Raw genomic sequence first — 21,906 nt, 5'->3', positions numbered from 1 at the left:
AGTGCTCCTTTTAGTATTCTATTGGTTCACAGCTGTTATGCTACATGTTTGATGAACTGAGCTTTTCTTTTGCTTTTACCTTCATTTTTGCATTAAGCGGTTCAGGCGCTAATTTAAAATCAAGCTGCACTAATAGCCCTTTCTGCCTTACCGGTGCGCCGCCTTTGATGGCTGGTTTATATTGCCATTGTTTAAATGCAATCATTGCGCTTTTATCAAACACCCCCTCAGGCGATGACTTCACAACTTCAATGTTATCGGTTGCGCCGCTTTCAGTAATATCAAACTTAAAGACTACGTAGCCTTCTAAGTTTTCTTTTATTGCCTTTGTAGGGTAGGCGGGTTCAACGCGCTTTACTGGCATGGCTTCGTTAACTTTAGCGTCGGCACCTTTAAGTGGTGGAGGCGGAACATTAGCTAGCGTTGTGTTAGCAGTAAGAAGGGCGGCAATAGTTAATGCAGCTGCGCCCAGCATTTTGCTTCCCGTTTTAGGTTTTTGAATTAAATTTAAGCGTTTTATCATGGTGCTTTTTTCTCCAAACGTAGGGTAAAGGTTAATGGTGCTTGAGCAATGCTCGGCACACTGCACAAGTGCCTTTGCATAATTAAGTTTGTCGGCTTGCGTTTTGTTTTGTAGTACAACATGGTCGCACGCTAATTCTTGATTCACGCGAAACGAACGTAGTGCAAGCCACACCAACGGGTTAAACCAAAACGCAATAGCAATGCAAAGCGCTAAGGTGTTCCACCAGTGATCTTTGTGGGTTCTATGTACTTGTTCATGCTCTAACACTAACGCTTGCTGCGACAGTGAGAATGTGGATTTAAAGGTGTAAGGCAGCAGCACTTTAGGCGCGATAAAACCAAACAGCATAGGCGTAATGGCTTTACTGGAATAATACGCATTGGTTTGTACTGCTTTTTGTTTACTAATAGAACGCCACGTTGAGAAGTGATGTACCAATACGTAGGCTGAAATAGCGCTTACGCCTATAGCCCACAGTGAAAACAGTAGGTTTAGTTCCATGTGTTCAACATTTGGTTTTACACCCACAACGAAGCGCGTGAAATTATTCGATGGAATAGCCATCATATTGAAGGGAAGGTTATTTAAAACCAGTAGCACCGGAACAAAGAACCAAAGCTTATAGGTAAAAAGCACGCCCATTTTGCGCGTGTAAAAATGCTCTGCACCAATCAACAATAGCAGCGCTACACACAACACACCTTGCTGCGCAATAATCCAATCAATCATTGTCTTCTTCCCATTTCTGAATAAGCGCTTTTAACTCGTCTACATCCTGTTTCGACAGTGAATTGTTGTTTGCAAAACCCGCCACCATCGGCGCAATTTTGCCTTTAAATAAACGGCTTACAAAGTTAGTGGTTTCTTTCTTTGTATAGTCTTCACGTGCAATTAAAGGGTAGTACAAATACTGACGCTGCTGCTTTTCAAAACCTAATACCCCTTTTTTTACGAGTCGCCCCAATAAGGTTTTCACCGTTTTATCGTGCCAGCTTTTTCGTGAGTTCAACCTTGCTATTACTTCACTTGAAGTGGCGGGGCTGCCTTCCCAAAGCGCATCTAGCACGTCAAACTCGGCATTTGAAATATCAGGTTTTTCTGAAGCATCGGTCATAGTGTTGGCTTTTTATCTTTTGATTACATTTGTAGTCTTTAAGTTAAGATTACACTTGTAATTTCTAAAAGCAAGAAAATAATTGAACAAATTTTCAGCGTTAGTTTTATAAGTTTGTATTAGGTTGGTAGCGATGCAGTGAAGTGGGAGTAATGAAAGCGTTAGCACTGAGGCGCCAAAACAATAGGCTGTCGCAACGACATATACACATTACTCTAGATGAACGAAAGAGATTCGTGAGCGAGTTGGCAAACGGGAATGAGGCGCTGAGCGTTGGTAAGCGTTAATACAAGACGTTAAACGAAATATCAGACGACTCCATAAACTGACCAATAATCCGTGCTTGTTGATTACCTCTAGGTACCATCACATGGCAGGCTGGCTGAGGCGTTACCTCTCTTAGTTCGTACCAAAGGTTGTCCAGTACCTCTTCTCCGTGCTTAAGGAAGGTTTCACCCCAAGTCGTGGTGTAAAGCACTGCTACATCTTCTACCACCGCTTTTTGCCTAAGCGTAGGGAAGTTAACAATAGCCAAGCACGTTTTTATACGTTCGGGTGCAAGTAAGTCGCTACGAGGCAACGTTGAAACTTTTACCGCAGGTAAATACTTACATAGATGTCTTACAAGGTCGTTAAGGTCGAGCTCACTTATCTCGCCATAATTGTAATCTAAGTAAACAGTACTTTTAGCATCAATAACTTTACTTGATACACACCACATCATTAACCCAATGGCACTGGATGCTTGCGCCATTTTTTGTGATTCGTCAATTATTCCAGACTTGCTAAGTAAGTCTCCAGCATAAACCGACCATACTTCTCCACCGTTTTTAAGTTGCTTAAGCGCAACGGTGACTTTTTCACAGTAAAGGCTCACGTCGAACGCGCTACGCAAAAACTCGATTTTGTCGGTCTTCTTTCCGTAAAACGTACTTAGTCGTCTGCCGAGTACGGTCATATCTTTCTGATCTAGCGATTGCTGCTGATTACTAAGCTCTTTTGAAATTCTGCGGTAACACTTAATAAGAAAGCGATGGATACGTGTGCTTAATTGCACTCGTTGCTTAAAACTCCACTCTTGCTGGTTATCAAGGTGATACAGTGTTTTTCTGCTCCAGCCCCATCGCTTAGCATAACTAGCAAGTATCTTTCGTTTGAAATTAGCTTCTTGACCCTCATCCAGTGGTTCGCTTAACTTGCAGGCACATTTCAAGTACAAACACTGCTGTAGAATTAATACATCTTCTGGTTGTCCGTTTGTTTTGTAATGCGCTATTAGCTCGTCGAACATCAACGCGTAGGGGTCTATATCTGATACATGCCCTGGTGCCTCGGCGCCACGATGTACTTGCTTTTTAAGCACGTTACACAAAGGTTGCCCGTGTTCGATATTGGCAAGGTACACCTCTAGTTTGGCCATTTTCAACAGCGACTTAAAAGGCGAATCCATGGCTTTACCCAATTGCCAAATGGCGGCACCAAACAACTCACTGGCATCAAGACGTTCCAAGTTGCCCAAATCCATAAACCAATCAACGTCTGGTGAGCCACCTTTTTCCAAACTGTTGTGAAGTGCAGTGTATTGTCTGTTGTTTGTTTTTTCAGGCGTTAACCACCAAAAAGGGGCTTTACCTGCTACCACGATGTTGGTGTTGTAAAACTCTGCTTTAAGGAAAAGCGCCTGTGCTGAGCCTGCACTTTCACCTTCAGCTACGCCAAAATCGTTTTGTTTTACTTTGTCTATTTCCGAAAGAAAGAAGTGTATCTCGATACCGTGATGTTCTTCGGCCCACATTTCAATGGCGGTCAGTTTTTGTTGAAGCAATGCTAACGCGGCTTCTGAAAAGCGGTTACCATCAACACAAACCCAATAGTCGAAATCTGAGTCGTCAGTTTGGGCAATAGTGCCAACACTGCCCATCAGTACCAGTGCATCTACAGCGCGCTGTCGCGGCCATATGGTTTTTATGTCTTCAAACAATGCTTGTTGCTCGGGAAAGCAATGGTTAAGTGCCTGTTCAACATCGGGTCGAAACGAGTAGTTGTTGATCCCAAAGGGCACGTCTTCTTCGCCTGTACTTTCTACAAAGCCAGGTAAAGATTCATGATTAACATGTACTAAAAACGGTAAAACATGAAACAGAGGTTTGTGTTTGGCAGGCATAAGCGTGAGAGCACGCTCAGTCCTTGCTTTGTTGTATCGTAAAACACGCAATAAACGGATAGTAAGGTTTTGATGAATTGAAAGCGGTTGGTGGGCGCTCATCTCGTGCTTCTGTGCAATTTCATGCTGCCAAGCATAGCTTTATTTCCTGTTCAGTGCTTTAAATTTACGTCAAATGCGTGAAATTAACGTGAAGATAGCATCATATTTGGCGTTATTTACTTGGATATTGCGCTAATAACGTATTCACTAGTTCATCTAATTTCTGCTGTACGCTAATGCTATCTTTTTTCTCTAGTTCAACACTACCAGAGGCGCTATAAATAAACTGTCCACTTCTAACAACATCTATCTGTAGGGTTTGATGAAGCGACACTTGCTCGCCCACAGGAATATTAAAAATACTGCCCAATGAAATTCCACCAGAACGACCATAGCTGCCAGTACCTAAGCCAAGGCTAAGCGTAGTGCCGTCTTCTTTTGATGACGTTGAGGGTAAGTAGCCCACAATAACATCGGCGTTTTCTTCAGATTCACTCGTTAATCCTTTTGCGCGAAGCACATCACTGATTGTTGTTTCAAGGTGTGCTTTCAATGTGTCGTTTATTTGCGTGGCTGGCGCTTGCACATAAAACGTATTTATCTGGGTGAAATTCTGCGTTTCATCAACATTAATCTGAGGCTTGTTTGATGCGCAGGCTGTTAATAACAGAGCGCTTATAAACATAAGCCACACTGCCTTCGCTTTCGACAAAATAGTATCGGGGTTGTTCTTTTTACACATGAGGCTTATTGGCTCCTCGGCATTTTGTAAACTATTCATTTAGTGTATCTGGCGCATTAAATTTGCAAAATTAGACCAAGCTATTTTCTACATTCATCTGCATATTTCACACCATTACCTTGTTTGTTACCTATTTTTAGCTAGGTTTAGATTACACCTTTTAGAAATTTAGTGAATAAATGAAGTCATTGAGTATGCAAATTCTCGTTGTATTGTTGTTACTCAGTATTAACGGCAACGCGAGAGGAAACACTACACAACCGTTTACGATAACGTGGGCCATTAATGACGCTCCACCATTTCATATCATGGACGGTGAGTTTCAAGGCGGCGGTATGTGTGACGTACTTATTGATGTATTTAGCACGCAGATGAAAGATACACGTTTCGACACATTGGTTATGCCCCAAAACCGAATTAACATGCTGACCGAGCAAAAGCGGAATTTGTGTTTTCCTTGCCTCATTAAACGCGCCGACAACGATGTGTGGTTGTATTCAGATATCACCGTTTATCATGCGCCGCTGGGCATTATTGGTAAACCAGAGGTGCTAGAGCCATACGTTGACAGCCAAGGCCGTATTTCGCTACGGCGCCTATCAGAGGCCAAATTACTGCGCATGGGTAAGCCTATCGCTCGGCGATATCCAGAGGTGCTGCAGCTTTATGTAGACAGTGTACAAAAAACGCCATTGCTTGCCGAGTTAAGTGGTGAGAATGCAACGACCCGCGTGCTTGAGCAGATAGAGTTTGGGCGTATTGATTTTACGTTGGAGTATCCCTCAATTTTGAAATACTACTCAGCGACAAGCGGCAGTGAAGAGCTTGTGTACTATGAAACTGAAGAACTAGCTACACAAACAGTGGCGGGAGCGGTGGGCTGTACAAACAATGAGTGGGGTAGAAATGCGGTAGAAAGGATGAACAAAGTTATTCCTCACATTATCACTAACCCCATGTATAAAAAGCAGCAGGCCTTTTGGTACGGCACGCTTACTCCATCTTTATAACATCATGTCGTTAACCCTGCGGTTCACTTTTGCATTGTTGCAATTACACCTTGCTTTACCTTACACCAAAGAAAGAATGTCGTTAAAGGGCGTATCTGCAGGTAAGCTACCAAAGCAATACCCATGTTCACCACCAAGCCTTGTGCGGCAAAACAGAGTGGCAAGTTCAACATTGTCGCTTTGAAGCAACACAGAGGCTTGTAATGCCAGTGCTGTTTGCTCGGTAATATATCGGCTACGAATTTCCAAATTGCTGGTGTCTTCAAATTCTGTTTTAAGCTTTTCGATGTGAAGCTTGTAATGCGAGTTCTTGTCAATATGCTGAATAAGCTCTTTAAATAATACTTGCTGTATATCTGGCTCTTTAGCTAAAGCTCGCAATACGTCTAAACACTGCACGTTACCACTGCCTTCCCAAATTGAGTTAAGCGGAGCCTGCCTGTAATAGCGCGGCATTGGGTTTTCTTCAACGTAGCCAATGCCACCCATACACTCTTGCGCTTCATTGACAAAAGGCACCGTACGTTTACACACCCAATATTTTCCAATTGCTGTAGCTATGCGTGCAAGCGCAGCTTCATGTTCACACGTTGACGCTTTGTCTACTGCTTTGGCCACACGCATGGTGAAGGCTGTTGCAGCTGCACTTTCTAGCGTAAGGTCGGTAAGTACATTTTGCATTAGCGGTTGGTTGATAAGTGCATTACCAAACGCATCGCGATGTTTAACGTGGTGTAGCGCTTCCGCTAGTGCTTGTCGCATTAACGCAGAAGACCCAATCATACAATCGAGCCTTGTTAACGACACCATGTCGATAATTACGCGCACGCCGCGACCTTCTTCACCTAACAGGTATGCTGTCGCTTCTTGAAATTCAACTTCAGACGACGCGTTACTCCAATCGCCCAATTTGTCTTTCAACCGCTGAATACGAACTTTATTTAACTCACCGTTTTCAAGCCGCCTAGGTAACAAAAAACAGCTTAAGCCACCTTCTGCTTGAGCCAATATTAAGTGCCCGTCACACATAGGCGCAGAGAAGAAAAATTTGTGACCAACAATAACGTAGCTGCCATCGGTCTGTTTTGTTGCGGTAGTCGTATTTCGCCGAACATCGGAACCTCCAGACTTCTCGGTCATGCCCATTCCAATGGTGAGTCCATTCTTTTCTTTCGCTGGAATATCTCTGCTGTCGTATGTGCCGTGTACAAGTTTGTCTAACCAATAAGATGGAATGTTTGTTCCACAACGAAGTGCAGGAACTGCTGCGTGGGTCATTGTTAAGGGGCATGATGTTCCAGACTCTGCCTGGTAGTGCATATACATTAATGCTGCACGAACAACATGGGCCCCAGTTTGTGAGGCATGTCGCTGCGAAGCATGTCGCTGTGAAGCATGTAGCCAAGAATAATTGTGCACATTGTGCGCCATGGCACTGTCCATAAGCACATGATAGCTGGGATGAAACTCTACATAGTCGATGCGTCTTCCGTAACGATCAAACGCATGTAAAACAGGCTTGTTCTTGTTTGCGATATCACCATGGTGCATAAGTGAATCGCCAGCTATCGCACCAAACTCAGATAAAAGCGATTCTGGAACACGAGCTTGGTCATCAACATGCTGTAACACATATTGCTTTAACAGTTCGTCGTCCTGCCAAAAGTTATAACTAGGCATAGGAAACGGCTGGTTTTCAACTGTGTGTGTTTCAAAACGTGGCAAATCGGACATGCTGATGCTCAAGTAAAAAAGTGTTTCATAGAACATTACGCTGATAGTGTATTTTGATCAAACCGTGTAATGTTGTTTAATGAATAAATACAAAGCAGTACGTAATGGGTATTCCGTTACTAGCCGAAGTGTAGAAAAGAGCTTGAAAAACAATGACCCAACGCCGCCCGCTATTTAAACATATCCGAAATCACGCCACGTTGTTTGATGAACTCTCTCGGTATCGCGATGCAGCAGTTAAAACCCTAGGGTGCGGTGACTATGAGTTTCACAAAACCCCTATGTTTGTTACGCCTGAGGGGGCTAGGTTAACCATTGAACCTGAACGAAGCATTGTTGTACCATCAGTTACTACTTTTTCAGGTTTAAAGACAAAACTTTCTTCCGCTATTCCTACTCTTACCATGGTGCCAAAAAGTGAGATTGGCTACCGATACCCCACAGCTGCATTGGCAGGTAAAGACGCGCCATTTATTAAACGTATGCGCTCTGAGTATTTTCACCGCGTAGATGAAGATCGCAGCATCTGTCGCCCGGTCAACCTCTCATATGGGATAAAGAGTAGGGGAAAGGCTGATAACCGATTGGAATATGAAGTATGGATGCCTGACGAGGCACCCGATCAAAACCCATTGCCGCTGCTTATCGACAGATATGGCGAAGACTTGCCTGCCGATGTTCGACACTTTGTTGAGCAGCCGTCCAAGGTTCACGGTTGGATGGGGGTTAAGCGTGCGGCATTTGAAGCCTTGTACACGAACACACAAGAATGTGGCAATTTGATAATGTGCATATCAATGAGTGTGGATGCATACAATATAGGCGCAAAGCCCGACTTGTCGTATTCGCCAGAAGCCGAAAGCTCAATTGCCCTAAGTAATGCCGAGTTTGAATGGGAAATAGAAGGGTATTATGCGCCAAGGAACTGGAAATTCGAGCACGACATGGTATGGCACGCAATAAATCACACGCTTGCAAGCTTAAGCGCGCCGCTTGACGATATGTATGCTAACCATATTTTACCCATTGCAGAAAGTAAAACAGAGCGCATTTTATCTACGCTAGCTTCGCTTGGTGTACAGCAGCAAGAAATAGACGCATTGAACCTTCAGCCATGGGAGTTCTTATCAAGCCATAGCGAGCACAGAGTTAAAGCTCACGATCCTAGCCGTTCGGTAAATTTGTTAGGCCGCCTTAATCGTCTGTTCTACCAACCTGAACAAAAGCTTCCCTCACTCAACTGGCTGCACGATCTTACTGCTTAACTTTTTTCAAATTTTTAAGGTGGCTAGCTTAACCACCTTTCCACAAAATCCCTCATTATTGTCGTAACAAATCCGTCTTATTTGTTAATTTTTGTATAAAATTACCATTATTTTGTAAATAACTTTCATTTTTGTGGTGATCTGTTTGTTTTTATCGTTAATTTCGTAATTAAATTACAGAAAATGCTTTATTTATTGAAAGTTTTGTTCATAATGTACTCATCGCTTAAGTGATATCTAATTTAGTTACAAAATAGGAACACATTATGAAACTGTCTACTTTCGCTATTGCTTTTACTTTATCTGTTGCTGCTGCACAGTCTTTTGCTAAAGACGTACGCTTGCAAGCTGTAAACAACAACGTTGAAACTCAAGCTTGCCTAACTGCGGCAAAAGAAGGCTTTGGCCCTGCGTTACGCTTCATTCGTAACAGCGGCTATAACGTGGAAGAATTTAACGCGTCATTACGTTGTAACGGTGAGTCACTTCGTACTTTCGCTTACATGTACAAAAACAACAAAGAGACTAATGCAGCAAAAACAATTGCATTAGTTGCACGAAACAAAGATGTTGCGTCTCAAGCTTGCCTTGAAGCACTAACAATTGGTAAAGATGCTGCACTAGCAAAGTACGGCCTTGAAGGTGAAAATATCATCTGCAACCACAAAAATATTAACGACTTCGTTCGTCAATACAGTGTGGAAAATGTGGTTGTTCGCGCTAACGTAGAAGCGGAATAATACACTAACGCCTAACGGCGATGAGAAGAACAGTTTCATGGCCTTTTCCCCTGCTTTTAGCTAAGCGAAGGGAAAAGGTCTGACACTTACTACGTTATAAAATTCTATTCAGAGCGAATAAGGTGAAACGCTGTTTGCCTGCCATCTAAAAACGTTACGTTTTTACCATCAAAAAACGCGTCTTCTTCAAGCATTATTCTAATTTCTTTACCCCACTCGGGAACGTTACTTGCTGCGTTTAACTCAATAGAATACGCCGTGTCTGGGTACATTGGGTAATCCCCTTTGGTTGGAACGCCTTCTTGGGCATCCCACATACCAATAGTTGGGCCGGCTGCATGACCATGTAAACCCAATGGATGTGTGTAAATAGCAGGTGTAATACCTTCTTCAATGGCTTGCTCTCGCGACATTTTCAATATGGTGTTACCGGTACGACCTCGCTTAAAATTACTCATCAGAATGTCTTGCAGTCTGTTACCAGCAGCTAATGCTGCTTTTAACCCTTCAGGTGCGTCGGTTTCACCTGGCTTCAAAATGTAAGCATGTTGTTGTTGGTCGGTGTTGAGTCGCAAGTAGGTGATGCCAAAATCAACATGAATAAGGTCTCCCGGTCTTATAACATTTTCACCAGGGCGTTTACTGAATGCTTTTATTTGATCGAAGTCTTCATTGTCAGCGCGTTGAATAGATACCGTAGGATGAAACCAATTGGTTAAACCTAGTGCACGGGTTTGATCGCGAAGCCACCATACCACGTCATCGGTAGTGGTTTTGTTGGGGGTAATAACGTCATTGGAAAACGCTTTGGCAATTAAATCATGGCCAATTTGAGTAAGGGTAGGGTAGTGCTCCATCTCCAGTGCACTGCGGGTTTCTAACCACCCAATAGCTAGCTTTTCACCTGAAACAACACGTTTTTTTAGTCTTGGGGTTAAAATAGACATAAAATCGTTGTGCTCCGACGAGGTCATGCCATCAGCCAGCGCAAAGGCATAAGACTTGTTGATAGCAATCTTCTTTGGGTCGCGTTGTTCAATAATATCGCGCAACGCTTGCCATTGGTCGGGCTGTGCCTCTTTGTCCCAGGCTTTCTCGAACAGTTCGCCAACAGCATAGCGAGCAACGGCAAGTCGCTCTAGTGGTTTGCCGTCACCTGGGTTGTAGATAACAAGCATGGTGTGACGTCTAGCCGAAATCCATGTCGAGGGCAGCATGGTTTTTAATACGGGGTCTTCGTTGTATTCTCGCGACATAATGACCCACATATCAATACCTGTGCGGTTCATAATATCTGGCAGTACGGTTTCGAATCGCTCCACTAATATGGCGTCGATTAATTCACTGCGCGCTTTCATGTTCATTATTGTATTGGCGTGAGCAGTGATGCTTAGCAGTGAAAGTGCGAAAATCAGTGTGCGTAGCATAGTAGTTCCTTTTTTATTGCAATGACTCGCCTAAGACGCTTGTATTGTAAGGTTGGTTATCGACGCAATTACCTTTGATAGCTTTGCTTCGACAGGTTTGCATCGATAATTTGGCCCTAATACCTTTGCCTTTATTTTCTCTTTTGTACCATTTGTTATTACTGAATGGGAAGTGCTGTTGGGTGTTTTGTGTACAGTGATGTGTGGGTGTTGAAGTGTATACAATGAAGGAACGAGTGTGTATGCCAAAGCTCGTATGACGTAGCTTGTATTCTATTGCGCGCCTGTCTTTAGTGTGACCTAACAGTTACAATACCCTACATTGTTATCGTAGGTTAAAAACCAAAACGCAAAGGTCAGTAAAAAAGACCTTTGATAGAAGGTCAATAAATCTGAATGCACCCAAAAAATATTCATAAAGACGGCTATCCCATTGCGTTATTGTGTCGGTCTTATCCACCTTTGAAATCATTCGTTATCAATGCCAAAAGCGGTAAAAAAAGTATCGACTTTTCTAACCCTCAGGCTGTTGTAGCGTTAAACAGAGCACTGTTGAAGCACTATTACAATGTGGACTATTGGCAACTGCCAAAAGGTTATTTGTGCCCGCCAGTGCCTGGCCGTGCAGACTACATTCATGGTATTGCTGATTTATTGTCGTCTGCTACATATGAAAATAAACAGCAAGAAGGTGTGACGGGTCTAGATATTGGCGTTGGCGCAAATGCCATTTATCCCATTATTGGTAACAGTATTTACGGGTGGCATTTTGTTGGCAGCGATATTGATGATGGTGCTTTGCAGAATGCACGGGATATTGCCAAGAATAATGCCCACTTAGCTTCACATTTTTCGTTGCGTAAACAAAGTAATGCGCAGGCAATTTTTAGTGGTGTTATCAAGCCTGACGACTTTTTTACGTTCACTATGTGTAACCCTCCTTTTCACAAGTCAGCCAAAGAAGCATTAGCGGGAACGCAAAGTAAAACCAGTAATCTGGCGAGGAACAAACAAAAGCGAGGAAGTAAGCCTGCGCGTTTACCTAAAGACAGTGCGAACCTTAATTTCGCTGGCAATAGCAACGAGTTGTGGTGTGAAGGTGGCGAGCTGGCGTTTATTCAAAAAATGATAAAAGAAAGTACGTTGTTTAAAAATAACGTGGGCTGGTTTACATGTTTAGTGTCAAAGAGCGCCCATTTAAAGCCCCTTGAAACAAGTATTCGTTATTACAACGCCACCAAGTTTAAAATGGTTGAAATGGGGCAGGGTAATAAAATAAGTCGCTTTATTGCATGGTCGTTCCAATAACCTAGACAAAACTACGGTTGTGAATTTGTTGTAATTGTCGGCTTTGCGACAGTTTGAAGTCCGTGGTAGCAATAAACTGCAGAAAAAAGCTACAAAGTGGAAAACGACCAATGAAAAATGTACAGCAATATCTTAGCGAATACGCCGATTATCATCGCGATCAACGCAACATTTATACGCATTACATAGGCATTCCTCTTATTGTTTTTTCTGTTTTTTGCTTATTAAGCAAACCGGTCTTCACGGTTAGCTTGCCAGTGTTGGGAAGCACAATTATTAGCCCTGCTGTAGTGGTATGGTTAATCGGTAACCTGTTTTACTTAAAGCTAGATGTAAAACTTGGCGTGGTCATGGCGGCGGTCACTGCTGCTATGGTGTACTTCGCCATGCCTATTGCAGCTAATAGCGTTTCGGTTTGGCTAGCAATATCGGTAGGTATTTTTGTAGGTGGTTGGGCATTACAATTTGTCGGTCACCATTTTGAGGGCAAAAAGCCTGCGTTTGTTGACGATATTATGGGGTTGGCAATTGGGCCACTTTTCGTATTAGCTGAACTTAGCTTTGAGCTAGGCTTGCGAAATGATCTTAAACAAGAGATAGAAAAAAGAAGCGGGCCTGTTCGCTCTTAATTCGCTTGATGTTCGGCGAAGTACGTTATTCGGTAATGAGAAAAGCAGGCTTTAACTAACAACCTGCTTTTTTTGTCATCTCTTTTTACTTTTTTATGCCTGCATCTTTTCGATAGTATCGCCTCGAAGCTTAAGCTTCGACGTGGCAAATGCATCGCGAGGAAGCATTTTCAATTTCTCGGCATAAGACATTGCAGTAGGTAATACCGCTTCTTGTGCAACCGCTGCATCAATAAAGCCAGCTTTAACTGCTTCTTTACCTTCAAATATCCGTGAAAACAGCAATGCCTCTGTTTGGCTTGTATTGGCAAGTCGCGCTTTTGCTAATTCCATACCAAAGGGTGGAAGCACCATTCCAATAGCTGTTTCGTTTAGGCCGTACTTTGTGTCAGCATCTTTTCCTATGCGTAAGTCTGACGCCATTAGTAAAATGGCACCCATTGCGATGCTATGTCCCTCGGCAGCCGCAATGACTGGAAGCGGATAGCCATATAGGCGAACAATAAGTTCAGCGCCCGCCTGCACTAGCGCGTGTTGCTTATCGGCATCACCCGACTTCATTACGCTTAAGTCAAAACCGCCACAAAACTTGCCTTCGCCGCCGTGTAGTACAACAGCTTTCGCATTTTGTTGTGCATCATCAAGGGCGTTATTAATTTGCTCAATAAGCGTAAAGCCCACAGCATTCACTTTGCCGTCGTCGAAGGTAATAACAGCAATATCATTTTCTATTTTGTAATCGAAAGCCATGTAGAGTCCTGCGTGAATTATGATTAGTGTAGTTCGATGGCGATAATGATACACCAGCGCCGTGATTACTCAATTTCTTGTATGTATTGCTGCGTAAGCGCTTGGGTTAATTTATTTTTGTATCGTCGCTGGCGGCGTCTTGCTTTGGCATTGTTTGCCCGCCACTGCTGTCGCTTGTCTTTTACAACAGTTTCCAAATCATTAGCGTCATTGATGTGTACTATGTCGGTTAAAGACGTTCGTTTGGTCATGAAATTCTCCCGAGACTAGAAAGAAAATGCTTGCTGCTTGTCTCGCCATTTTAGCGATGCGTTATTTAATGTGTGTATACAAACCTGCTGAGTGGCTATTTCAACGCTGAGCTTCGCTGCAGACCTTGCTTGTTCTAATGTCATATTCTTATAAGCTGGCGTTGGAATTGCCTCGTACCACGCGCGTCCACATACGTTGTCTAAAATTATGCGTTGGAAGCAGTGGTCGTGCTGAATAGGCCATCTTGAGGGATGTTGCGCTGCAAGTTTTGGTAGAACTATTTTGCTGTAATGTAAGTAGGTTGCTATCGCGGTTTCTGTGTCAATTTTCGAAACTTTGGTCATTAACTTAATACACACTTTCTAACTATTCATAACACTGCTTTATTACTGGTAAGAGTTTACACGACAACGCATGAATTCGGCGTTACACTAAATTCATATTTAGTTGCGCTATGCGCTTTTATTTCACGGATGTCTAATGCGCCCTCATTTAAAAATACTTGTTATTGAAGACGCCGCCGATTTGCTTGAACAAATAACCTCAAGTATTGGCAATACGATAAGCTACTTTGACCGCAGCGATGTAGAGATAAGCTTAATTGAAGCAAGCTCGGTATCTGCTGCTTTGCAGTACATTAGAGATGATGGTGATATTCAAGCGGTTGTGTTCAGCTGGGATGTAGCCGCAAAAGAAAGCGAACTGGTTAGCGCTTCGGCAGATAGCAGCCCGTTAAACGACATCACGTTAACCGACAACGCGTTAAGTAGTAAGCTCGCATCTGAAAGTGTTCCTGTTGAAAACAATGCTAGAGTTATTGATGCAATCAAAAACATTCGTCCAGAGCTTCCCGTTTATGTACTAGGCGATGCAGTGAAAGGGTTAGACATTGTTAATCAGGCAAAAGGAATAGAGTCGTTTTTCTATCGCAACGATATTATTAGCGATCCCGAGTCAATTCTTGGTTACATCATCAACGATTTCGACGATAGAAACGAGACGCCGTTTTGGACTGAATATAAAGATTATGTGGTAGAGGCTAACGATTCGTGGCACACGCCAGGCCACAGTGGTGGAGCTAGCTTCAGAAATTCACCTTACATCAGTGATTTTTATCGCTTCTTTGGCCGCAACGTGTTTGTTAGTGATTTATCGGTAAGCGTAGACTCTTTAGGCAGTTTGTCTGATGGCACTTATGCCATTGGCAGAGCGCAGTCTGCTGTGGCCAATACGTTTGAAGTACGACACTCGTATTTTGTGACTAACGGCTCTTCAACATCTAATAAAATAATTCTGCAAACTTTACTGCGTGAAGGGGATAAAGTCATTGCCGATCGCAACTGTCATAAGTCGGTGCACTACGGCATTATTCAAGCTCGCGCTATGCCAGTGTATTTAGACAGCGTGTTTAATCCGCAGTACGGTATATTTTCGCCGCCTAAATTAAGCCAAATTAAAACACTTATTGAAGAGAACAAAGACGCTAAGCTCGTTGTTTTAACTGGGTGTACGTACGATGGTTTGCTTACCGATTTAAAGCAAGTGGTAACCTTAGCGCACAAGTACGGCATTAAAGTATTTATTGATGAAGCGTGGTTTGCGTACTCACTGTTTCACCCCGCTTTACGTGACTATTCGGCAATTGCGGCAGGCGCAGACTACATTACGCATTCAGCGCACAAGGTGGTTTCTGCTTTTTCTCAGGCCTCTTTTATACATGTTAACGACCCTGACTTTGATAAAGACTTTTTTAAAGAAGTTTTTGCTATTCACACCAGCACGTCGCCTAAATACCAGCTTATTGCTTCGTTAGATGTGTGCCGTCAACAGCTTGAGATGGAAGGCTACAAAATTCTGAACGAGCTGCTAAGTAACGTGGCTGAGCTAAAGTCGCAAATGGCGAAGTTTAAGCGTCTTAAAATATTGTCAAAAGACGACTTTACGCAAATGTTTGAGCATTTTGAAAGCGACAACATAGGGCACGACCCGCTTAAAATTCTTATTGATGTGTCGGCCTTGGAGTATTCGAATCAGGAAATTCATCGCTTTTTAATGGATGAGGTTGGACTTGAGATAGAGAAATTTACGCATAGTACAATTTTAGTATTGCTAACGTTAGGCGGCATGCGCTCTAAAATTGTGCGCTTATATAATGCCCTTAAGCGTTTAGATGACGGCGCGGTGAATTTAAGCAAACGGAAAAACAAAAGCCCGCTTCCTGCTGATATACCGGCGATTAAACTGGACGACTTACCTTCTAAAGCGTTTTTTAGTAAGCGCGAGCCCATTGCTTGGCAAAACAGTGTTGGCCGAATTGCGGCAGGCTTAATTACGCCATACCCTCCGGGAATTCCACTTATTGTGCCCGGACAAAAAGTAGAGCAAAAACACTTAGATTATTTGCACGCGCTAGCAAGTCAGAAACTCACCGTACAAGGAATTTACGACGGTGATATTTATGTGGTTTGCGAAGATTAGCGACGCAGTTAAAAACTTAGGTAGTCATTCAAAATTACAAGGCGGTGATATTTGTTACAAAACCGCCTTGGGGACAGTTTACGGAAATACCGCTTTCATTAAGATGAGGTTGCCTGGTGTTAGGATAAACGGTCTTAGCTTAGCTGGCGCTGGTGGCTATATTTCTGGAAACTCTTTTTCTCAAGGCAATTCTAGTAACGTTGCTTTACAAGTTGTAACTACTATCGGTGAGTAAATTATGGTTGATGTGAAGGTGTATGGAGACAACATTACCTCAGTAAAGGTACTACGTGTTTTGCGCACAGTATTACCGGTTGATTTAAAGCAAGTGACAGCAATTGCCAATGATATTGAAACGGCACAAGTATTTACCCTGTTACAAGGTGTAAGCGAAGCATACGCCACCGCTTTTATTAACGAGCTTGAGGAAGCCGGTGGGAAAGCCAAGCTATGCTCAAGTGTGTGTGAGGAGCCAAGCGTATGTATGCCTCTTTCCGAGAGCCGACGCCGCTGGAATAAGCTGGGTATGTTGGTAGATGCGTAATTCATCTTCATGTCAGTATAGGAAGCGCTAGTTTTTCTGCGCTCAGTAGCCATTAAGCTAAAACACGGACGCGTGTTTTAGCTGTTTGTTTTTTTGCCTCCAAATAGTCTTGTTTTAACGCCCTCAATTTACTGGGTATGCTTGAGTTTTACGCCAGTTGGCTTAAACTTGCGGCGAATTTCTTGAAAGGTTGGCATAAATGAAACTAAGTGATGTGAAAAAACTCCATCAAAAAAAATATAGAGCGCAGTTTGGGTTCTATTTGGTGGAAGGCGAGCACTTAGTTTTAGAGTTATTAAGCGTGCTAAAACAAGCATCTACTGAAGCACCAAATGCCAGCGGTATTACGCTTTACGCCACTGAAAATTATCGTGACTGGGTTACCTCGCATTTTAGTGCTGTTGATAAACACTATAAACTAGAAATAGTGACTGAACAGCAAATGCAGCAGCTTAGCGATACGCCATCTCCGCAGGGAATTATTGCTAGAGTACCTTTAGTTTTTGCAGGAAATACACTGGCGAAAGAGGCAAAAAAAAGCACAAGATACGTGTACTTATATGAAGTACAAGACCCGGGCAATTTAGGTACTATTTTAAGAACACTAGCGTGGTTTGGTAACTTCACACTTCTGCTAAGTCCAAACAGCGTAGACCCGTTTAATTCCAAAGTGGTTCGCGCCAGTATGGGCGCTATTTTTCATGTAGACATGGAATTAAATGTACCGCTTGAAACGCTTAATTCCCGATTTAGCAAATTTGCTTATTTAGACATGCAAGGTAATCGAATTGGTGACAGTCAATTTGCTGATTATGAATGTTATTTATTTGGCAACGAAGCTCGGGGTGTGCCATCAAATACCATCAGCACACTAAACGCAGACGCATTTACCATAAACGGAAGTGGTAAAATAGATTCGTTGAATCTAGCTAGTGCAGTGAATATTTGCGCTTATGAGTTATCTCGCTAGTAACCTTTAACGCTTTCACTTTCACTCAATCTACCCATTAATTACGCAATAACAGGAAGCAACCATGGCATTACAATGGTTTCCAGGGCACATGCACAAAGCCCTGAAAGAGATTAAAGAGTCGCTTAGTCAGGTAGATATTCTTATTGAAGTGTTGGATGCGCGTATTCCTTATTCAAGTGAAAACCCAGAAATTGCGAAAATTCGTGGCGATAAGCCCTGCATTAAAATTCTGAATAAATACGACCTTGCTGACCCTGAGATAACGGCAAGATGGCAAGAGAGCTTAGAAAAAGAGCGTGGCGTAAAAACCATAACAACATCTAGCGATAACCCGGGTAACAGCAAGCAAATTATGCAGCTCATTCGCTCGATTTGCTCAACGAAAGATGCACAGCCCAAGGCTATTAAGGCCATGATTACGGGTATTCCTAATGTGGGTAAGTCAACACTTATTAATATTTTGGCTGAGCGTACTATTGCCAAAACCGGTAATGAGCCCGCTGTGACAAAAAGCCAGCAGCGTATAAATCTAGGTAGCGGCATTATTTTGTTCGATACGCCCGGAGTATTGTGGCCCAAGTTGGAAAACCCTAACTCCATTTACCGTTTAGCATCATCAGGCGCGGTGAAAAACACGGCAATGGAATACGATGATGTAGGCTTTTTTGCTGCAGATTACCTAATAAAGGCCTACCCAGAGGTGATGCAGGAGCGTTATAAGCTTGAACACCTTCCTGATACTGAAATTGAGTTCTTAGAAGCAGCTGCTAAACAGCGCGGTGCCATTCAAGCCGGTGGTCGCATAAATTTACATAAAATTTGCGAGATTTTATTAAAAGAACTGCAGTCGGGTAAGTTAGGGCGAATTACGCTTGAAACGCCTGAAATGCTGGAAAAAGAAAAAGAAGAAATGGTGTTAGCGGCTGCCAAAAAAGCAGAAGCAAAGGCAAAGCGTAAAGCAAAATTTAAAACTGGCTCATTAACTCCTGACAAAAAAGATCGTAAAGAAAAACGAGAAGAAAAGCGCCAAGAGCAGAGTCGCCGAATGAAAAAAAATCGTAGATAGTTTTCGAATTATTGATAAATCTATGATTTTAAAAATATAAAAAAATACAAAAAAGTTGCATCCAATTACATCTAACGATCGTTAGGCTTACATTCTGTTTGTGAACTCACGTGACGCTGAAGGAAACTTGGTACCGTCTGTATCAAAAACCATTAAGGTTACCGGTGAAATGTCGAACATGTGTATGTAGGTGAAGTACGAGAGTAATGTCGTGGAGTACATCACTCAACAATGTATATGTGTTTACGAAAGAAGTCTTTGCGTTATTTGCTCTTTGTTTGATGGCGCTTGCAGCGCCATCTGCATGGGCACATGGTAATAGTGGTGTGAAAGGTGAATGGCTTCCGGTCATTGATAAAAACACGATTGCCGATACGCCAATAAAGCTCAATTGCAAAGTTCGCCGTTAGGAAGCGAGATTTTAATTGAGTATGCAGGCGAGGGTGAGGTCGCCATTCTTGGCGATGACGCAAATCTCTTTTTGCGTATTGGTCAAGACGGTGTGTTTGCAAATTGGGACCACCCTATGTGGTTCAAAGTGCAAGCGGCAGGGCCGCGCCCTCCACCTGAATGGGTGAAAGATGGCAAAGCGTCGCTTCTTTGTAGTAAAGGCTTAGGCACTGGACATGCCTGAGGAAACAATTCCTGTTTCTTTTGTCCCATTCCCGCAGAGGTTGAGTACAATATTGTACTCCCTTTGCGGTTTTTTATTACCTCATTCTTAATCGATTTAGAAAGTGCTTGCAATTAAACGATATTTATTGATACTTACATTTTGTTTACATTTGTAAGGTTTACTATGCGCTTTTTTGTGTTTGTTATTTTTTGGTTTTCTGTAACCGTTTCAGCCGCTGAAGTGAGTGTACTTTCACCAAATAAAAAACTAAAACTGGTATTTAGCGACAGTGGAAACATTGCTCAATATCGCGTTGAGTACAATGAAAAAGTGGTTTTGGGGAACAGCAAGTTAGGCTTTACATTTGCTACCGCAGCACCAATGTATCGAGATTTTACGTTAACTGAAAAAAGCCGTAATTCTGTCGATGTTGTGTGGGCTCAACCATGGGGTGAACAAACCAACATCAGAGATCACCATAATGAGCTGATAGTTGCTTTTTCACATCTGCACAACAAAGAAAACATGTTTTCTGTTCAGGCACGCGTATTCGATGATGGCATCGGCTTTCGCTATATCGTCCACGGTAATAATGAGCGCACAATTACAAGGGAACTTACAGAGTTCAATTTTGTTGACTCGCACAAAGCGACAGCATACTGGATACCCGCCCACGGCAGAGAGCGTTACGAATACCTTTATCGCACAACACCGCTACAAGAAGTATACAAAGCGCATACGCCATTTACTGTAAAATATGCTGGTGGGCTGCACGTTGCCATTCACGAAGCCGCATTAGTGGATTTTGCTGGTATGAGTTTAGATAAACAAGAACTCGGACGACTCAGTGCTTCTCTTGCGCCAAGTCACGACGGTGCTTTAGTAAGGAAGGTTGGCCCATTCAAAACGCCATGGCGAACCATAACCATCGGTGAAGAAGCGGTAGACTTGGTGAACTCTTACATTGCGTTGAACCTAAACGAGCCGAATAAGCTGGGAGATGTGAGTTGGGTAGAGCCTGGTAAATACATTGGTATTTGGTGGGGCATGCATATCGATAAATTTACCTGGGGTTCTGGAGAAAAGCACGGTGCCACTACAGAGCGCACAAAGGCGTATATGGATTTTGCTGCTGAGCATGGGTTTGATGGTGTGTTGGTTGAGGGGTGGAATGAAGGATGGGACGGCGATTGGATTGCCAATTCGGAACTTTTTTCTTTCACGCAAAGTTACCCAGACTTTGACCTAAAAAAGGTGACTGATTATGGCAAAGAAAAAGGCGTTAAGCTTATAGGTCATCACGAGACCTCGGGTGGTATCACTAATTATGAAGCGCAAATGGAAGATGGATTTGCGCTATATGAAAGTCTAGGTGTATCGCAAATTAAAACAGGCTATGTTGCCCATGGGCAAAATCTTAAAGTAAAAGATACTAATGGTAATATGCGCTATGAGTTTACCGACAGCCAACGTGTTGTAAATCACTTCATCCATAACGTAGCCACCGCTGCAAAATATCAGTTGTCTATCAACACACATGAGTCGGTTAAAGACACTGGTTTACGCAGAACCTACCCAAACTGGATTTCACGAGAAAGTGCTAGAGGGCAAGAATATAATTCAGGCTGGGCTGCGCCTAATCCTCCAAAACATATTCCAATGTTAGCGTTTACGCGTATGTTGGCAGGTCCAATGGATTTTACTCCCGGTATTTTCAATTTCGATTATGTTCGCATTAACGACGGTGGAATAGAGTGGGGTAAAGGCGACTATATGCGGCCCAGAACTACGTTGGCTAAACAGCTCGCCCAGTACGTTGTGCTGTATAGCCCAATACAAATGGCTGCTGATCTTCCTGAAAACTACCTTGCTAAGCCCGATGCATTTCAGTTTATCAAGGACGTGCCTACAGATTGGTCAGAAACGAAAGCACTTCAGGGCGAAGTTGGCGATTTTATTGCGATAGCGAGAAAAGCGCGAAAACACAAGAACTATAGCGGTGACGATTGGTTCCTTGGTGCAGTAACAGATGAAGAAGCTCGAACGCTGAACGTGTCTCTCGACTTCCTTGATAGTGATGAAGAGTACGAGGCACAGGTTTATGTCGATGCGAACGACGCTCATTGGGAAAACAACCCTTACGCCATTGAGATCAAGAAGAAAACAGTGAGCTCAAAAGATGTTTTAAAACTAGACTTGGCACCGTCCGGCGGCGCAGCTATTAGATTTAAAAAACTATAAAAATGCTACTTTCCGTTTTGGAAAGTGATTGCTATTGCCAATTGTGGTGGTATGGTAAAGGATAAGAATTCAGCGCTAAGTGCTTTTTCATCCTCACATTTGGCGAAAGAACTGTTTAACACATCATTGTAAAAAAGAGAATTATCATGCGAAACGTTTCAACTTATTGGTACTTTAATAAATTTAATTACTGATTGCGCCTGACCACGAGTGTTCAGGAGCAAATAGTCGCTTCTGGGCATCACGGTAATAACGTTTTGCAAAAGCCCAGGAGGTTTACACCAT

Annotated in this window: 22 protein-coding genes; 13 read left to right on the top strand and 9 right to left on the bottom strand. The window is 42.9% G+C overall.

Annotated features, from left to right (window positions below):
• Positions 1-40: 40 nt before the first annotated feature.
• The 4 genes from ACGHAV_RS11555 to ACGHAV_RS11540 all read right to left on the bottom strand — a co-directional run bounded on the left by ACGHAV_RS11555 (position 41) and on the right by ACGHAV_RS11540 (position 4,588).
• The gene (locus ACGHAV_RS11555; RefSeq protein WP_390380608.1) at positions 41-1,255 is read right to left on the bottom strand and encodes a TonB family protein; all 1,215 of its coding nucleotides are present in this window, start codon (positions 1,253-1,255) and stop codon (positions 41-43) included.
• On the bottom strand, positions 1,248-1,640 hold the full coding sequence (locus tag ACGHAV_RS11550) for a BlaI/MecI/CopY family transcriptional regulator (protein WP_390380605.1): 393 nt from the start codon (positions 1,638-1,640) through the stop codon (positions 1,248-1,250). Before ACGHAV_RS11550 ends, ACGHAV_RS11555 begins: the two co-directional genes overlap by 8 nt.
• A 283-nt stretch (positions 1,641-1,923) precedes the next feature.
• On the bottom strand, positions 1,924-3,906 hold the full coding sequence (locus ACGHAV_RS11545) for a class I adenylate cyclase (protein ID WP_390380603.1): 1,983 nt from the start codon (positions 3,904-3,906) through the stop codon (positions 1,924-1,926).
• 112 nt (positions 3,907-4,018) lie between these two features.
• Entirely contained in the window at positions 4,019-4,588 is a 570-nt protein-coding gene (locus tag ACGHAV_RS11540; protein ID WP_390380600.1) for a DUF4136 domain-containing protein, read from the bottom strand.
• A gap of 179 nt (positions 4,589-4,767) precedes the next feature.
• Between ACGHAV_RS11540 and ACGHAV_RS11535 the strand changes: the two genes are divergently transcribed.
• The gene (locus ACGHAV_RS11535; protein WP_390380597.1) at positions 4,768-5,598 is read left to right on the top strand and encodes a hypothetical protein; all 831 of its coding nucleotides are present in this window, start codon (positions 4,768-4,770) and stop codon (positions 5,596-5,598) included.
• Positions 5,599-5,658: 60 nt separating this feature from the next.
• Here the strand turns inward: ACGHAV_RS11535 and ACGHAV_RS11530 are convergent, their stop codons facing one another.
• Positions 5,659-7,332 (bottom strand): acyl-CoA dehydrogenase family protein, encoded by a 1,674-nt coding sequence (locus ACGHAV_RS11530; RefSeq protein WP_390380594.1) that lies wholly within the window; start codon positions 7,330-7,332, stop codon positions 5,659-5,661.
• 152 nt (positions 7,333-7,484) lie between these two features.
• On the opposite strand from ACGHAV_RS11530, the gene ACGHAV_RS11525 reads away from it, so the two are divergent.
• Together ACGHAV_RS11525 and ACGHAV_RS11520 are read left to right on the top strand one after the other, a co-directional pair.
• Positions 7,485-8,597, top strand: coding sequence for a hypothetical protein (locus ACGHAV_RS11525; RefSeq protein WP_390380592.1), 1,113 nt, complete (start codon positions 7,485-7,487; stop codon positions 8,595-8,597).
• Between the two features lie 266 nt (positions 8,598-8,863).
• The gene (locus ACGHAV_RS11520) at positions 8,864-9,337 is read left to right on the top strand and encodes a DUF3718 domain-containing protein (RefSeq protein WP_390380589.1); all 474 of its coding nucleotides are present in this window, start codon (positions 8,864-8,866) and stop codon (positions 9,335-9,337) included.
• A gap of 104 nt (positions 9,338-9,441) precedes the next feature.
• On the opposite strand, the gene ACGHAV_RS11515 is transcribed toward ACGHAV_RS11520, so the two are convergent.
• Positions 9,442-10,764: a M24 family metallopeptidase gene (locus tag ACGHAV_RS11515; protein ID WP_390380586.1), complete on the bottom strand. Its 1,323-nt coding sequence runs from the start codon at positions 10,762-10,764 to the stop codon at positions 9,442-9,444.
• A 396-nt stretch (positions 10,765-11,160) separates the two neighbouring features.
• Between ACGHAV_RS11515 and rlmF the strand changes: the two genes are divergently transcribed.
• Entirely contained in the window at positions 11,161-12,072 is a 912-nt protein-coding gene (gene rlmF / locus ACGHAV_RS11510; RefSeq protein WP_390380583.1) for a 23S rRNA (adenine(1618)-N(6))-methyltransferase RlmF, read from the top strand.
• 110 nt (positions 12,073-12,182) lie between these two features.
• Entirely contained in the window at positions 12,183-12,701 is a 519-nt protein-coding gene (locus tag ACGHAV_RS11505; RefSeq protein WP_390380580.1) for a DUF962 domain-containing protein, read from the top strand.
• A 93-nt stretch (positions 12,702-12,794) separates the two neighbouring features.
• Here ACGHAV_RS11505 and ACGHAV_RS11500 read toward each other — a convergent pair whose 3' ends face one another.
• The 3 genes from ACGHAV_RS11500 to ACGHAV_RS11490 all read right to left on the bottom strand — a co-directional run bounded on the left by ACGHAV_RS11500 (position 12,795) and on the right by ACGHAV_RS11490 (position 14,047).
• On the bottom strand, positions 12,795-13,451 hold the full coding sequence (locus ACGHAV_RS11500) for a crotonase/enoyl-CoA hydratase family protein (protein ID WP_390380578.1): 657 nt from the start codon (positions 13,449-13,451) through the stop codon (positions 12,795-12,797).
• A gap of 65 nt (positions 13,452-13,516) precedes the next feature.
• Positions 13,517-13,702 carry a hypothetical protein gene (locus ACGHAV_RS11495; protein WP_390380575.1) on the bottom strand — a complete coding sequence of 62 codons (186 nt, stop codon included), beginning with the start codon at positions 13,700-13,702 and terminating at the stop codon, positions 13,517-13,519.
• A 15-nt stretch (positions 13,703-13,717) separates the two neighbouring features.
• Positions 13,718-14,047 (bottom strand): hypothetical protein, encoded by a 330-nt coding sequence (locus tag ACGHAV_RS11490; RefSeq protein WP_390380572.1) that lies wholly within the window; start codon positions 14,045-14,047, stop codon positions 13,718-13,720.
• A 136-nt stretch (positions 14,048-14,183) separates the two neighbouring features.
• Between ACGHAV_RS11490 and ACGHAV_RS11485 the strand changes: the two genes are divergently transcribed.
• From ACGHAV_RS11485 to ACGHAV_RS11450, 8 genes are all read left to right on the top strand, one after another.
• Complete coding sequence (locus ACGHAV_RS11485; RefSeq protein ID WP_390380569.1) at positions 14,184-16,181, top strand: aminotransferase class I/II-fold pyridoxal phosphate-dependent enzyme; 1,998 nt, start codon at positions 14,184-14,186, stop codon at positions 16,179-16,181.
• Positions 16,162-16,416 carry a hypothetical protein gene (locus ACGHAV_RS11480; protein WP_390380566.1) on the top strand — a complete coding sequence of 85 codons (255 nt, stop codon included), beginning with the start codon at positions 16,162-16,164 and terminating at the stop codon, positions 16,414-16,416. Before ACGHAV_RS11485 ends, ACGHAV_RS11480 begins: the two co-directional genes overlap by 20 nt.
• 3 nt (positions 16,417-16,419) lie before the next feature.
• Complete coding sequence (locus ACGHAV_RS11475; RefSeq protein WP_390380563.1) at positions 16,420-16,725, top strand: hypothetical protein; 306 nt, start codon at positions 16,420-16,422, stop codon at positions 16,723-16,725.
• Between the two features lie 199 nt (positions 16,726-16,924).
• Positions 16,925-17,695, top strand: a complete 771-nt coding sequence (locus tag ACGHAV_RS11470) for a TrmH family RNA methyltransferase (protein ID WP_390380560.1) — start codon at positions 16,925-16,927, stop codon at positions 17,693-17,695.
• Positions 17,696-17,759: 64 nt separating this feature from the next.
• Positions 17,760-18,764, top strand: a complete 1,005-nt coding sequence (gene ylqF, locus ACGHAV_RS11465; RefSeq protein WP_390380557.1) for a ribosome biogenesis GTPase YlqF — start codon at positions 17,760-17,762, stop codon at positions 18,762-18,764.
• A gap of 206 nt (positions 18,765-18,970) precedes the next feature.
• Positions 18,971-19,174 (top strand): hypothetical protein, encoded by a 204-nt coding sequence (locus tag ACGHAV_RS11460; RefSeq protein WP_390380554.1) that lies wholly within the window; start codon positions 18,971-18,973, stop codon positions 19,172-19,174.
• The gene (locus tag ACGHAV_RS11455; RefSeq protein ID WP_390380551.1) at positions 19,156-19,398 is read left to right on the top strand and encodes a hypothetical protein; all 243 of its coding nucleotides are present in this window, start codon (positions 19,156-19,158) and stop codon (positions 19,396-19,398) included. Before ACGHAV_RS11460 ends, ACGHAV_RS11455 begins: the two co-directional genes overlap by 19 nt.
• A gap of 165 nt (positions 19,399-19,563) precedes the next feature.
• The gene (locus ACGHAV_RS11450) at positions 19,564-21,621 is read left to right on the top strand and encodes a glycoside hydrolase family 97 protein (RefSeq protein ID WP_390380548.1); all 2,058 of its coding nucleotides are present in this window, start codon (positions 19,564-19,566) and stop codon (positions 21,619-21,621) included.
• Positions 21,622-21,906 lie beyond the last annotated feature (285 nt).

The sequence above is a fragment of the Alteromonas sp. MTD1 genome (assembly GCF_042848195.1).
In the GTDB taxonomy this organism is placed as follows: Bacteria; Pseudomonadota; Gammaproteobacteria; order Enterobacterales; family Alteromonadaceae; genus Alteromonas.
The sequence above is the reverse complement of the archived record's forward strand: the minus strand, read 5'-3'. Positions and strand labels throughout refer to the sequence as shown.